Source organism: Streptomyces sp. NPDC005566 (assembly GCF_040605575.1).
Lineage (GTDB): Bacteria > Actinomycetota > Actinomycetes > Streptomycetales > Streptomycetaceae > Streptomyces.
Genome location: NZ_JBEXDB010000007.1, coordinates 270,545 through 283,234, shown reverse-complemented (window position 1 = coordinate 283,234; position 12,690 = coordinate 270,545). Strand labels below are relative to the sequence as shown.

Genomic DNA, 12,690 nt, shown 5'->3' with positions numbered 1-12,690 from the left:
AACCGCACCGGAATCGGTGCCCGTACAGCCTACGGGCACCGGTCAGCAGACTTCTTCCAGATCGCGCCACTCACGGCTGTCCGGACTGTCCGCGACCCAGCTGTCCAGCAGCCCGCGCACGAGCCCGGCCGGCGCCGCTATCCCGCACTCACGCTCCGGAACCCAGAGGTCGCCCGCCGTACGGTGACCCAGTGGGCCCGGGTGGCCCGGTTCGCTGTGGTCGTGCGGGTCCAGGTGCTCCCCGTCGCCCTCGTCGCTCTCCATCGGGCTCTCCGAACAGGCCCGGCACAGGAGCCGAACGGAGGACGACCAGTCCTCCGCCGCGAACCCGGCATCGGACGCGAGCTGCTCCAGCGCGTCGCGGTCGGCCTCCTCGGCGGCTTCCAGGAGCACCACCCAGGTGGGTACGGGAGAGGGCGCCCACAGCTCGATCTCGTCGAACACGGGGTAGGACGGGCCTGCCGCCGTGATCCGCTCGCCGTGCGGGACCCCGTCGTGCAGGACGACCTCGCCCCAGCGCCGGCCCGAGGACGGCAGCGGGATCGACAGCACTTCCATCCGCGCGGGATCGAGCCTGCGGCCCCAGACGACCTCGGCCTCGCCCTCGGGCGAAAGCCGTACCGCCGCGCTGCCCAGCTCCATGCCCGTCGGCTCGGTGTTGGCCGCCGCGTTGTACTGGCCGCTGCCCGGCACCTTCAGGCCGTACGCCTGCCAGGCCCGGCGTGCCAGGGGCCAGTCCTGCAGCGCGGTGGCCGCGATCCCGACGTTCCACCAGTCGGGGGCACCGGACTCCCTGTCGAGCAGGGCGACGGCACGCAGGCCCGCCGCTCTGGCCTGTTCCCAGTCGTGGCGGAACTTGTGCAGCAGCGCCAGATTGAACCAGGACTCCGAGAGCCAGGGCTCCAGATCCGCCGCGCGCGTCAGCAGCGCCCCCGCGTCCTCGTACCGGCCGTCGCCGATCAGCGTGAACGCGCGGTCCGTGGCCTGCCGCCAAGAGGCGGATGGCCGATGCCGTACCTTCCCGAAGATCCTCACGATTCCCGCCTGTCCCGACTGGACACCCTCGTTTTCCGCTCTCCTTCGCATCCAACCATGCCCGGCCGGACGCTCGCTCATTACCCATGGGTTACCCAGACCGGACCGAGGTCAGACCGCCTCGTGCCAGGACTCTGGCCAGCGCCTCGACCACCCGCGGCTGGTAGTCGCGGCCGGTACCGAGCCTGAGCTGCTCCAGCGCCCCCAGGGGACCACTGACGCCTTCCCCGCACAGGTCCTCGTACGCATTGACCGTGCGGACGATCCTGGCCGCAATCGGCTGTTCCCGGTACGGATCGGCCTGCTGCTCCACGACCACCGCCACCTCGGTGTCCACCCCGGTCTGCCTGACCACGGCGCCGCCGAGCAGCGCGATCCGGCGCTGCTCGGCGAGCGGCAGACCCGCGGTCGCGCCCTCGGGCACCGGATCGACGAGAGAGAGCTGGCCGATGTCGTGCATCAGTGCCGCGTACTCCAGGACGGTCAGCTCGGGGCCGGCCAGGCCGAGCTCCCTCCCGACGGCGGTGGAGAGCTCGGCGACCCTGCGGGCATGGCCGTGCTGGGTGTACCCGGCGATCTCCGTGGACCGGGCCAGCGAGGTGATCGTCTGGTGGTAGGTCGTGCGCACGGCGGCGTACCGGCGGAAGGACACCTGGGTGAGCAGCAGCGGGACACACAGGACGGGCAGCGCCCAGAGCCCGCCGACGGCGACGCCGAGCGCCATGACGGCACCGGTCGCACAGACCGCCGAACCGATGCCGCTGAGGGCGCGGAGCTCCTCACGGAGCAGGGGTCCGAACGGGTACCGGGTGCGGGAGTGCAGCAGCAGGGCGGCCAGGACGGCGTCGCACAGGGCGGTGAGGACCAGCAGCAGGAGCAGGAAGAGCGCGACGTACGGTCCTTCGCCGAGCCAGAGCGTGGCCCGCCCCGAGTTCGAGAGCGGCTGGAAACACACCGCGGCGAAGGCGACGGCCAGGATGCGGCGGGCCACCCGGTCGGGTCCCGGGCCGCTGCCGCGCGCCAGCTGGGGCACCGAGGCGAGCAGCTGCGCCGCGGCGACCACGGTGATCACCTGAAGGGCGCCGTGCGCGCTGGGCTCCCCGGCGCTGCGTCCGAGCAGCGCGTACGCGAGCGCTCCGGCCGCGCCGAGGGGCGCGGGCTCCCGCTCGCCCGGCAGGGCGCCCCAGCGGGCCAGCTCGCCCACGGTGACGAGGACTCCGAAGGCGAGCGCGTGCCCGGGTGCGACGACACCGTTCCACAGGGTGTGGCCGAGCGCGACGACGGCGAGGGCGAGCGCGGCGCCGCGGACGGCGAGGACGGCCGGGGGCAGCGAAGGGCGGCTGATCAGGCTCACCGGAGCCGTCCGTGCCGGTCCGCGGTACCGGCGGCGGACGGCGGCTTCCCCGACCGCTGACGGGGCACACCGAACGTCTCCTCGTCCGAGGTGACCGCGCCGGCCGCCGAGGACCAGCCGTGCAGGTCCACGGCCCTCGCGAGGGCCCGCACCATCCGCGGGTCGAACTGGCTGCCCGCGCAGCGCTCCAGCTCCTCCACCGCCGCCGGAACCGGGCGTCCACGCCGGTAGGAACGGGTCGAGGTCATCGCGTCGAAGGCGTCGGCGACGGCCACGACCCGGGCGAACTCGGGGATCTCGTCGCCGGTGAGACCGTACGGATAGCCGCTGCCGTCGAGACGTTCGTGGTGGTGCAGGATCGCGGCTCGCGCCTCGTCGAGGAAGCCGATGCCCCGGACGATCTCGTGCCCGTACTCCGGATGCAGCTCGATGACCCGGCGCTCCTCCGGGGTCAGCGGCCCGTCCTTCCGCAACACCCGCGTCGGCACGCCCAGCTTGCCGACATCGTGCAGGATCCCGGCGAAGCGGAGCGCCTCCATGCGCTCCTCCTCCATGCCGAGCTCACGGGCGATCAGCTCGGAGGCCAGCCCCACCCGCTCACTGTGCCCGCGGGTGTACGTGTCCTTGATGTCGACGGCCTGGACCAGCGCCCGGATGGTGGCGCGGTGGGCGGCGTGCCTGCGGTGGTACTGGGCGAACACCCAGCAGGAGATGTACATCGGCAGCAGGACGACGAGCGCCGACACCGGCCCGTACGAACTGCGCCAGAGGACGGCCATCATCAGCCCGGCCGGCGCGTGCACCAGATGCGGCCCCAGTGAGCTCGCCGGCAGTCCGCGCCAGGCGTGCCGCAGCGGCACGCGCTCGGCCGCGGCGAGGATGCCCCCGTCCAGGGCGGCCAGGACGAGGCTGAAGACGAGAGCCGCGGCGCAGGCGGGTAACAGGGCGTACGGGAGGTCCGGCACCGCACCGCCGCCGGGGCCACCGAGTGTGACCGGGCCCTTGAGCGCGGTGTGGACCGACGAGGCCGCCCACACCGCGAGGGAGAGCTGTGCGGCCCGCCAGACGCGGCGGGCGGCCGCCGGCGGCTGTTCGACGCGGCCTGCCAGCGACCCCGGTATCGCGACCATGACGGCGGCAGCGGGGGGCAGGAGGAAGGCGGCGGCGAGCAGCAGGGGGAAGAACGATCCGGCGGTGACCGGGACGGAGCTGCCGAGGAAGGGGCAGCGCCCGGGCAGCTCACAGCCCAGGTAGAGCGCCGTGAGAAGGGCGAGCGTGCCCCAGGGGGTGCCCGCCCCGGGGGCCAGCGCCGGCAGGGCGCAGAGAACGGAGCAGATCAGCGCGGCCAGAATGTAGGCGCGCGCCGCCCCCGGTGTGCTCCTCACCCGTACCGCCCGCCCCCAGCCTGGTCAATGAAGGCGCCAGGCTAGCGAGTTGGACGTGGGCAAGGGCCCCGATGGGCGGGATTAGCACATTCGGGTGACGCCGCAGGGGTTCAGGCACTCGGCAAGGGGCGCGTGAGGGCGGCGCCGGACGGCCGCTGTCACTCGGCGGTGGCGGGCCGTTCGGCCCCGCCCATCGCGACGTCCTGCTCCGGGACGGCCTGCCCCGAACGGATCAGGTCGATCCGCCCCATCACCTTCGAGCGCAGATCGGTCGGGACGTCGTCCTGACCGCAGCAGCGCTTCACCAGCTTCTTCACGGCCTGCTCCAGGCCGTACTTCTCGAGGCACGGGGAGCACTCCTCGAAGTGCACCTCGAACTTGGTGCAGTCGCCCTCGGGCATCTCATGGTCGAGGAACTCATAGAGATGATCGAGAACCTCTGAGCAATCCGTCTCGTGCGGCTCTCCGCAGCTCATGAGGTCGAGCCTTTCCTGTCGTCCGACTCACCGGCACCGGCCGGGACGAGCCCGCGCTCACGCGCGTAGTCCTCCAGCATGCCGCGCAGCTGACGGCGTCCCCGGTGCAGGCGGGACATCACCGTACCGATGGGGGTCCCCATGATGTCCGCGATCTCCTTGTACGCAAAGCCCTCTACGTCGGCGAGATACACGGCGATGCGGAACTCTTCGGGGATCGACTGCAGCGCTGACTTCACATCGGAGTCCGGCAGGTGGTCCAGCGCCTGGGACTCCGCCGAGCGCAGACCGGTGGACATGTGCGACTCGGCACGCGCCAGCTGCCAGTCCTCGATCTCCTCGGCGGCACTCCGCTGGGGTTCACGCTGCTTCTTGCGGTACGAGTTGATGAACGTGTTCGTGAGGATGCGGTACATCCACGCCTTGAGGTTCGTGCCCTCACGGAACTGGTGGAAGGAGCCGTACGCCTTGGCGTACGTCTCCTGGACCAGGTCCTCGGCATCGGCGGGGTTGCGCGTCATGCGCAGCGCGGCCGAGTACATCTGGTCGAGAAATCCGAGGGCGTCCCGCTCGAAGCGCGCGTTGCGCTCGGCGGTCGTCTCCTCCGCACGGCCGTCGTCGGTCCCTGTGTCGGTCCCAGTGACCGGACCCACCTCCTCCAACGATGTGGCGGAACCGAAACCGGACCCGCTCGCCTCGGAGAATAGTCGACCTTGCTTCGACGCGGGCTGTCGATCCGGTCCGCTCACGGCGCGCTCGGGAGTGGTCGTGGCCGCGTGAAGGACCGTCCACTCCAGGTCAGCGGTGTTCGAGCGGCGCGGGCAGATGGTCGAACCCATGCGACGGACTCCCTCTCCACGTAGGACATTCTTGTACCGACGTCCCGAACAACAGCGGCCCCGCACGCCGCATTCCCGGGGCCCCGCCGGTGCCTGGGATGCGGCCCGGAGCCGCGCGGCTAGGGGAGTCCGCCCAGCCATTCGGCCGTCGCGCCGGTCAGGAGCTCCATGGCCTGATCCTGGGTCAGGGGGGCCTTCTTGGGCACGGCGAAACCGTGGTCCCCGTACGGCACCTCGACGAACGTGTGCTCCCCCGGAGGAAATTCCTCGGCGCGTCCGAACGGGTCGCGCCCGCCCTGCACGACCAGGACGGGTACGCCTGCCCCCAGCAGTTCGTCCTTGCGGGACTTCTCCGGTCTGCCCGGCGGGTGCAGCGGAAAGCTCAGCGCGAGCACCGCGTGGGCACCTAGCTCCGTCGCCGTACGGCAGGCCACCCGTGCCCCCGCGCTGCGCCCCCCGGCGACGACGGGCAGCCCCGGGACGGCCAGCGCGGGCCACAGCCCGCGCCAGCCCGTGTCCAGGGTCCGGGGAGCGGGCGCGAGCTTCTTCCCCGCCACCCGCCAGGGCTGCTCCACCAGGGCGACGCTCACCCGGCGGCCGGGGAGCACGGCGGCGAGGGCCTGGAGATCGCGGGCCTCGATGCCACCGCCCGCTCCGTGGCCGACTGCGAGCACCAGCCGGGCGTCCTCCGCGGACCGCCAGGTGATCCTGGCCACTCCGGCTTCCGTATCGACCGTCTCGGTCCACTGCGCTGTCTCTGCACGGGTCACGGGACCATCCTGACGGGTCAGAAGAGCGTGCTCACCTCCGGCGCGGCCAGCTCCTCCAGCAGTTCCGGGCCGTTGTTGCGGACATTGCTGACCGCGGTGGCCACCGGGTAGGCGCGCATGAGCCCTCCGGGCGGCGGTGCCAGCAGGGCCTTCAGCTCCGCGATGTCGGTACGCGCCGGGTCGAGCCAGTCGTCCCAGCGGTCGGGGGTGAGCATCAGGGGCATCCGGGGGTGGATGTCGGCGAGCGCGGCGGGCCCCTCGGCGGGGGCCACGGCCAGCGGGGACGTCTCCGCCTCCGTCGTGATCACGGAGCAGGTCACCCACCAGGACTGCGGATGGTCGTCGGGCAGGGTCCGGTCCCGCCAGAACTCGTACAGACCCGCCATCGCGAAGACCGCACCGTCCGCCGGTGTGACGAAGTAGGGCTGCTTACGGGGGCGTTTCCGCTTCCCTGTCTCCTCCAGCTGCCGCTCGTCGGCGCCGGTGACCCACTCGTAGTAGCCGTCCGCGGGAAGGATGCAGCGCCTCGACACGAAGGGGCGGCGGAAGGAGGGCTTCTCGTGGACGGTCTCCGCGCGGGCGTTGATCATGCGGGCGCCTCCTTCGGGAGACTTCGACCAGGACGGTACGAGGCCCCACTTCAGAGTGCGCAGCTGGCGAACCGGACGCCGGTCGTCTGCGTCCTTCACAGGACGCTCCAGAACCGCATAGACCTCTTTGGTCGGCGCCACGTTCCAGTCGGGCTCCAGGGTTTCGGTGGGTTCCCACTTCTCGACCCCGAAGAGTCCGGTCAGGTCCTCGGGCCGCCGACTCGCTGCATACCGTCCGCACATAAGTGCCAGACTGCCACGACCGTCATGCCGAGTGGACGCCGAATACCTCAAGTACCTCAAGGAGCCGCGCGCACCATGGACAGCACCGAACTGGGCGATCTGTGGGATCGCGTCTTCGGCACCCAGCCCGCGCCCGAGCAGTGGCTCGTGGTCGTGACGGCCACGGTGGCGCTCATCGCCGTCGTACCGAACTTCATATGGCGGCTCTCCCGGAACGCGATCACCATCGCGCACGAGGGCGGCCACGGACTGGTGGCCCTGCTCACCGGCCGGCAGCTCTCCGGGATCCGGCTGCACTCCGACACCAGCGGGCTGACCGTGAGCCGCGGCAAGCCGACCGGGGCCGGCATGATCCTCACGGCGGCGGCCGGGTACACCGCGCCTCCGCTGCTGGGGCTGGGCGGTGCCTGGCTGCTCACCAACGGCCGGATCACCCTGCTCCTGTGGCTGGCGACCGCGCTGCTCGCGGTGATGCTGGTGATGATCCGCAATCTGTACGGGGCGCTGACCGTCATCCTCACGGGTGCGGCCTTCCTGCTGGTGTCCTGGCTGACGTCGGCCGCCGTCCAGTCGGCGTTCGCGTACACCGTGGTCTGGTTCCTCCTGCTCGGCGGAGTGCGCCCGGCGTTCGAGCTGCAGTCCAAGCGACGGCACGGCGGTGCGCCGGACTCCGACGCCGACCAGCTCTCCAGGCTGACGCACGCACCGGCCGCGATATGGCTCTTCCTCTTCCACGCGGTGTCGCTCTGCTCACTGATCGGCGGCGGACGCTGGCTGCTCGGCCTGTGACGGCCCGGAGCGCCCCGTCGTGTGTACCACCCTTGCGTTACATCACTATTTCGTCCCATTTGATCGGGATCTGGGTTTGCGGTGTGCCACTAAAGTGAGGGCCATGACCGAAAGTTCCGTGCACCCCGCCCTCTGGCCCGCCCCGCTTGCCGGCGGAGCCGTCGACGCGACCGTCACCGTGCCCGGCTCGAAATCGGTCACCAACCGCGCCCTCGTCCTCGCCTCCCTCTCCTCCGAGCCGGGCTGGCTGCGCCGCCCACTGCGTTCCCGGGACACCCTTCTGATGGCACAGGCGCTCCGTGCGATGGGCGTCGGAATCGAGGAGGGCGTCGGCCCGGACGGTTCGGGCGAGGCGTGGCGGGTCATTCCGGCCGGCCTGCACGGCCCCGCCTCGGTCGACGTCGGCAACGCGGGAACGGTCATGCGCTTCCTGCCACCCGTGGCCTGCCTGGCGGACGGCCCGGTCCACTTCGACGGCGACCCCCGCTCCTACGAGCGTCCCCTGAACGGCGTGATCGACGCACTGCGGGTGCTGGGCGCCCGGATCGACGACGACGGGCGCGGGGCACTGCCGCTGACCGTCCACGGCGCGGGCGCGCTGGACGGCGGTCCGGTGGCCATCGACGCCTCCTCGTCCTCCCAGTTCGTCTCCGCACTGCTGCTGTCGGCCCCCCGCTTCAACCAGGGGGTGGAGGTACGGCACACGGGTTCGGCCCTGCCCTCGATGCCGCACATCCGGATGACCGTCGACATGCTGCGCGCGGTCGGAGCCCAGGTCGACGAGCCGGAGACAGGCGGCGAGCCCGACGTCTGGCGGGTCTCCCCCTCCGCGCTGCTGGGCCGCGACCTGACCGTCGAACCGGACCTGTCCAACGCCCAGCCGTTCCTCGCGGCCGCACTGGTCACCGGCGGCCGCGTCACGGTCCCCGACTGGCCGCTGCGCACCACCCAGCCGGGTGACGCGCTGCGCGAGATCTTCACCGCGATGGGCGGCAGCTGCGAGCTGACGGAGCGCGGCCTCACCTTCACGGGATCGGGCCGCATCCACGGCATCGACGTCGACCTGAGCGAGGTCGGCGAACTCACCCCGGGCATCGCCGCCCTCGCCGCCCTCGCCGACTCCCCCTCCACGCTGAGCGGCGTAGCCCATCTGCGCCTGCACGAGACGGACCGGCTGGCCGCTCTGACGAAGGAGATCAACGGCCTCGGCGGCGACGTCACCGAGACCGCCGACGGACTGCGGATCCGGCCGCGCCCGCTGCACGGCGGCACCTTCCACACGTACGACGACCACCGGATGGCGACGGCGGGCGCGATCATCGGCCTCGCCGTCGCGGGCGTGGAGATCGAGAACGTCGGTACGACGGCGAAGACGCTGCCGGACTTCCCCGAGATGTGGGCCGGCATGCTCGGTGAACCCTCCGGAGCGGTCGGCGTATCGCCGGGAGCACTCGGGGCGACCCCGGGAAGGCGTGGGGTCTGAGGACATGCGCCGCTACGGAAAGAACCCGGACGAGGACGACATCCGCGTCCGCCCCAACCGCAAGGGCAACCGCCCGCGCACACACACCCGCCCGAAGCACGAGGACGCCCAGGACGGCATGGTCCTCACCGTCGACCGCGGCCGGCTCACCTGCCTCGTCGACGGGCGCACCGTGATGGCGATGAAGGCCCGTGAGCTGGGCCGCAAGGCCGCTGTCGTGGGAGACATGGTCTCCATCGTCGGCGATCTCTCCGGCGACAAGGACACCCTGGCCCGCATCGTCCGCATCGGCGAGCGCCGCTCGGTCCTGCGCCGTACGGCGGACGACGACGATCCGTACGAACGGGTGGTCGTCGCCAACGCCGATCAGCTGGCCATCGTCACCGCGCTCGCCGACCCGGAACCCCGCCCCCGGATGATCGACCGCTGTCTGGTGGCGGCGTACGACGGCGGGCTCACCCCGCTCCTCGTCCTGACCAAGTCCGACCTGGCGTCCCCGGACAAGCTTCTGGAGGCGTACACCCCGCTGGGTGTCCCGTACATCGTGACCAGCCGCGAGGAACTGGAGAACGGTGACGCGGCCGACCGGGTGCGGGAGCTGCTCAACGACCGGGTGACCGCGTTCGTCGGGCACTCCGGAGTCGGGAAGACGACCCTGGTCAACGCCCTGGTGCCGAAGGACCGGCGGCGTACGACCGGCGTGGTCAACGCCGTCACGGGCCGCGGCAGGCACACCACCACGTCGGCGCTCGCGCTGCCGCTGCCGGACGACCGCGGCTGGGTGGTCGACACCCCGGGTGTCCGTTCGTTCGGGCTGCACCACGTCGACCCGTCCCGGGTCATCAACGCGTTCCCCGATCTGCAGCCGGGTACGGAGAACTGCCCGCGCGGCTGCACCCATGACGACCGGGAGCCCGAATGCGCCCTGGATGCCTGGGTCTCGGAGGGTCACGCGGATCCCGCACGGCTCGACTCCCTGCGGCGGCTGCTCTCGACCCGGGAGCGCCGCGAAGGGGACTGAAGGGCGTCGGCCCGCACGACTCGCGCACGTTTGCGAGCTCCCACAACTGGTAAGTGCATAATCGCGTCAAGCGAGACGAAGCAGTCACCTACGTGGGAGGCACCTGACGATGGCGTGGTTGCTGGTCGTGGTCGCAGGACTGCTGGAGACCGGCTTCGCCGTGTGTCTGAAGCTCTCGCACGGCTTCACCCGGCTGTGGCCGACGATCGCGTTCTGTGTGTTCGCACTCGGAAGCTTCGGGTTGCTGACGCTGGCCCTGAAGAAGCTCGATGTCGGCCCCGCCTACGCGGTGTGGACGGGCATCGGCGCGGCCGGCACCGCGATCTACGGGATGGTCTTCCTCGACGACGTGGTCTCCACGCTCAAGCTCATCTCGATCTCGCTGGTGATCGTCGGCGTGATCGGTCTGCAGCTGTCGGGCTCCTCGACCTGAGCTTCCGTGCACCCCCGTCCACCGCACCGCGCTTCAGCGTGCCGGGTGCCGCGCCAGGGCCTCGCGCACCAGCGTCACCGCGTCCGCCCCGACCGGGGACGGTGCGGGAACCGCCGGCACGATCGCGTAGGAGAGGGCGAGACGGAGCGCAATTTCGCAGGTCAGCGCCAGTTCCGCGGCATCCTGCGGAGAGCTCTGGAGTGCGGCGACGGCCCGGTCCCGGACGAGCGCGAGCAGCTCCGTGGGCGTCGGCAGCGCGGCATCGGCCCGGCGTTGCGCCGGAACGAACGACGGCGACGGCCCGGTAGCCACCGGCCGGGGTAACCGATCTCCCCAGAATCCCGTGAGCAGGGCCTTGACCAGGTCGTTCGCCCGGGCGGCGCGCACCGTCCAGAGGGCGAGCTCCGCCGGTCCCGTTCCCGCGGTCCCGTGCGCGCGCAGGGCCCGTTCCGCCCCGGCCAGATAACCGTCGGCCGCGCGCCGGATCAGGGCGCGGGCCAGGCCGTCCTTGCTGCCGAACTCGTTGTAGAGCGTCTGCCGGGAGACCCCGGCGGCGGTTGCCACGTCGACCATGCGTACCGCCGTCCACGGCAGCGTGGAGAGCGCCGACAGTGCCGCGTCCAGCAGGGCTTCTCGCGCTGCGGGCATCGTTGCCTCCCACGCCGGGGAATCTGCGATTCAGAGTTGACTCGCTCCCCCGCACTGTCAAGGGGCCGCGCACCGGCTTCCCGTCGGCGCCCGCATCGGCCTTCCCGTCAGCGCTCCTGCGCGCGGGGCCGTGTAGCCCGGACGGGTGCCGGTGGATACTGTGACGGCATGCCCGACTACCACGATGATCTGCGCCTCGCCCACGTGCTGGCGGACGCCGCCGACGCGACGACGATGGACCGGTTCAAGGCTCTGGACCTCAAGGTCGAGACGAAGCCGGACATGACGCCGGTGAGCGAGGCCGACAAGGCCGCCGAGGAGCTGATCCGCGGCCACCTCCATCGGGCCCGCCCACGCGACGCGATCCTGGGCGAGGAGTACGGCATCGAGGGGACCGGTCCGCGCCGCTGGGTGATCGACCCGATCGACGGCACGAAGAACTACGTCCGCGGTGTGCCGGTCTGGGCGACGCTGATCTCGCTGATGGAAGCGGGTGAGGACGGCTTCCAGCCGGTGGTCGGCGTGGTGTCCGCGCCCGCGCTGAACCGGCGCTGGTGGGCGGCGAAGGGAGCCGGTGCCTTCTCCGGCCGCAGCCTGACCTCCGCGACCCGGCTGCACGTGTCGAAGGTGGAGCGCATCGCCGACGCGTCGCTCGCCTACTCCTCGCTGACCGGGTGGGAGGAGCAGGGCCGGCTCGACGGCTTCATGGACCTGACCCGGGCCTGCTGGCGCACCCGCGGGTACGGGGACTTCTGGCCGTACATGATGGTTGCCGAGGGATCGGTCGACATCTGCGCCGAGCCGGAGCTCTCGCTCTGGGACATGGCGGCGAACGCGATCATCGTCCAGGAGGCGGGCGGGCAGTTCACCAGCCTGGACGGGGTGCCCGGTCCGGGCGGCGGCAACGCCGCGGCTTCGAACGGGACGCTCCACCACGAACTGCTGGGTTATCTGAATCAGCGCTACTGACAGGGCGGGACCGGCCTCCCGAGGCGGTCCACCGCCTGAGCAGCCATGCCGGGGGCCCGAGTGGGCGCGCCGGTACCACGAGGGGCGTGCCGCACCACCGCACGCCCCTCGAACGGTCTTCGCCACCCCTTGTTGCCGCCCCCCAACAGTGCGACTCTGAGAGTCCCCCTACTTGTGAACTTGTGAATCGGCTCACGTAGTCGCTTCACGAAGGAGGTGGCTCCTTTCATGCTCGTCCGTGACGCCATGAGCACGGTGGTTCTCACCATCGGCCCGACCCACACCCTCCGCCAGGCCGCCCGGCTGATGTCGGTTCGCCGTGTCGGAGCAGCCGTCGTCCATGACCCGGACACCTGCGGATTCGGCATTCTCACCGAACGCGACATCCTCAACGCGGTCGGATCGGGCCAGAACCCCGATGTCGAGACCGCCTCCAGCCACACCACCACCGATGTGGTCTTCGCCGCCCCCGTCTGGACCCTGGAGGAGGCCGCCGAAGCCATGACGCACGGCGGCTTCCGGCATCTGATCGTGCTGGACGACGACGGACCGGTCGGCATCGTGTCGGTGCGCGACATCATCCGCTGCTGGGCGCCGGCCGGGCGTCCTCCGGTGGAGCTGGTCGGCTGAGCGATCGGCGACGCCCGGCCGGCCC

The 12,690-nt window shown here is 71.4% G+C and carries 14 protein-coding genes; 6 read left to right on the top strand and 8 right to left on the bottom strand.

Annotation, left to right across the window (positions count from 1 at the left end):
• Positions 1 to 42: 42 nt before the first annotated feature.
• The 7 genes from ABZS61_RS13885 to ABZS61_RS13855 all read right to left on the bottom strand — a co-directional run bounded on the left by ABZS61_RS13885 (position 43) and on the right by ABZS61_RS13855 (position 6,692).
• On the bottom strand, positions 43 to 1,035 hold the full coding sequence (locus tag ABZS61_RS13885) for a hypothetical protein (RefSeq protein WP_356419162.1): 993 nt from the start codon (positions 1,033 to 1,035) through the stop codon (positions 43 to 45).
• Positions 1,036 to 1,126: 91 nt separating this feature from the next.
• Positions 1,127 to 2,380: an HD domain-containing protein gene (locus ABZS61_RS13880; protein WP_356419415.1), complete on the bottom strand. Its 1,254-nt coding sequence runs from the start codon at positions 2,378 to 2,380 to the stop codon at positions 1,127 to 1,129.
• 5 nt (positions 2,381 to 2,385) lie between these two features.
• Positions 2,386 to 3,774, bottom strand: coding sequence for an HD-GYP domain-containing protein (locus ABZS61_RS13875; RefSeq protein ID WP_356419159.1), 1,389 nt, complete (start codon positions 3,772 to 3,774; stop codon positions 2,386 to 2,388).
• A gap of 158 nt (positions 3,775 to 3,932) precedes the next feature.
• Entirely contained in the window at positions 3,933 to 4,250 is a 318-nt protein-coding gene (gene rsrA, locus ABZS61_RS13870) for a mycothiol system anti-sigma-R factor (protein WP_356419157.1), read from the bottom strand.
• Positions 4,247 to 4,903, bottom strand: a complete 657-nt coding sequence (locus ABZS61_RS13865; RefSeq protein ID WP_329215066.1) for a sigma-70 family RNA polymerase sigma factor — start codon at positions 4,901 to 4,903, stop codon at positions 4,247 to 4,249. The genes rsrA and ABZS61_RS13865 overlap by 4 nt, the downstream gene beginning before the upstream one ends.
• Positions 4,904 to 5,208: 305 nt before the next feature.
• Positions 5,209 to 5,859 (bottom strand): alpha/beta family hydrolase, encoded by a 651-nt coding sequence (locus ABZS61_RS13860; RefSeq protein WP_356419154.1) that lies wholly within the window; start codon positions 5,857 to 5,859, stop codon positions 5,209 to 5,211.
• Between the two features lie 17 nt (positions 5,860 to 5,876).
• Positions 5,877 to 6,692 carry an SOS response-associated peptidase gene (locus tag ABZS61_RS13855; protein ID WP_356419151.1) on the bottom strand — a complete coding sequence of 272 codons (816 nt, stop codon included), beginning with the start codon at positions 6,690 to 6,692 and terminating at the stop codon, positions 5,877 to 5,879.
• A gap of 75 nt (positions 6,693 to 6,767) precedes the next feature.
• Here ABZS61_RS13855 and ABZS61_RS13850 point away from each other — a divergent pair, with 75 nt between their 5' ends.
• The 4 genes from ABZS61_RS13850 (at position 6,768) to ABZS61_RS13835 (ending at position 10,418) form a co-directional block, all read left to right on the top strand.
• Positions 6,768 to 7,481, top strand: coding sequence for a M50 family metallopeptidase (locus ABZS61_RS13850; RefSeq protein WP_356419149.1), 714 nt, complete (start codon positions 6,768 to 6,770; stop codon positions 7,479 to 7,481).
• Between the two features lie 103 nt (positions 7,482 to 7,584).
• Positions 7,585 to 8,964, top strand: a complete 1,380-nt coding sequence (aroA, locus tag ABZS61_RS13845; protein WP_356419146.1) for a 3-phosphoshikimate 1-carboxyvinyltransferase — start codon at positions 7,585 to 7,587, stop codon at positions 8,962 to 8,964.
• A 4-nt stretch (positions 8,965 to 8,968) separates the two neighbouring features.
• The gene (gene rsgA, locus ABZS61_RS13840) at positions 8,969 to 9,985 is read left to right on the top strand and encodes a ribosome small subunit-dependent GTPase A (RefSeq protein ID WP_329207568.1); all 1,017 of its coding nucleotides are present in this window, start codon (positions 8,969 to 8,971) and stop codon (positions 9,983 to 9,985) included.
• A 109-nt stretch (positions 9,986 to 10,094) separates the two neighbouring features.
• The gene (locus ABZS61_RS13835) at positions 10,095 to 10,418 is read left to right on the top strand and encodes a multidrug efflux SMR transporter (RefSeq protein ID WP_356419142.1); all 324 of its coding nucleotides are present in this window, start codon (positions 10,095 to 10,097) and stop codon (positions 10,416 to 10,418) included.
• Positions 10,419 to 10,451: 33 nt separating this feature from the next.
• Here the strand turns inward: ABZS61_RS13835 and ABZS61_RS13830 are convergent, their stop codons facing one another.
• Positions 10,452 to 11,066 (bottom strand): TetR family transcriptional regulator, encoded by a 615-nt coding sequence (locus ABZS61_RS13830; protein WP_356419139.1) that lies wholly within the window; start codon positions 11,064 to 11,066, stop codon positions 10,452 to 10,454.
• Between the two features lie 168 nt (positions 11,067 to 11,234).
• Between ABZS61_RS13830 and hisN the strand changes: the two genes are divergently transcribed.
• Both hisN and ABZS61_RS13820 read left to right on the top strand, forming a co-directional pair.
• A complete protein-coding gene (gene hisN / locus ABZS61_RS13825; protein WP_356419137.1) occupies positions 11,235 to 12,035 on the top strand; it encodes a histidinol-phosphatase in 801 nt (266 codons plus the stop codon).
• Between the two features lie 228 nt (positions 12,036 to 12,263).
• On the top strand, positions 12,264 to 12,665 hold the full coding sequence (locus ABZS61_RS13820) for a CBS domain-containing protein (RefSeq protein WP_356419135.1): 402 nt from the start codon (positions 12,264 to 12,266) through the stop codon (positions 12,663 to 12,665).
• Positions 12,666 to 12,690 lie beyond the last annotated feature (25 nt).

Bases quoted from the DNA above. Each gene is read 5' to 3' on its own strand.
- ABZS61_RS13855 (WP_356419151.1), bottom strand. From the start codon at position 6,692: ATGTGCGGACGGTATGCAGCGAGTCGGCGGCCCGAGGACCTGACCGGA.
- rsgA (WP_329207568.1), top strand. From the start codon at position 8,969: ATGCGCCGCTACGGAAAGAACCCGGACGAGGACGACATCCGCGTCCGC.
- ABZS61_RS13830 (WP_356419139.1), bottom strand. From the start codon at position 11,066: ATGCCCGCAGCGCGAGAAGCCCTGCTGGACGCGGCACTGTCGGCGCTC.
- ABZS61_RS13850 (WP_356419149.1), top strand. From the start codon at position 6,768: ATGGACAGCACCGAACTGGGCGATCTGTGGGATCGCGTCTTCGGCACC.
- ABZS61_RS13820 (WP_356419135.1), top strand. From the start codon at position 12,264: ATGCTCGTCCGTGACGCCATGAGCACGGTGGTTCTCACCATCGGCCCG.
- ABZS61_RS13835 (WP_356419142.1), top strand. From the start codon at position 10,095: ATGGCGTGGTTGCTGGTCGTGGTCGCAGGACTGCTGGAGACCGGCTTC.
- rsrA (WP_356419157.1), bottom strand. From the start codon at position 4,250: ATGAGCTGCGGAGAGCCGCACGAGACGGATTGCTCAGAGGTTCTCGAT.
- hisN (WP_356419137.1), top strand. From the start codon at position 11,235: ATGCCCGACTACCACGATGATCTGCGCCTCGCCCACGTGCTGGCGGAC.
- aroA (WP_356419146.1), top strand. From the start codon at position 7,585: ATGACCGAAAGTTCCGTGCACCCCGCCCTCTGGCCCGCCCCGCTTGCC.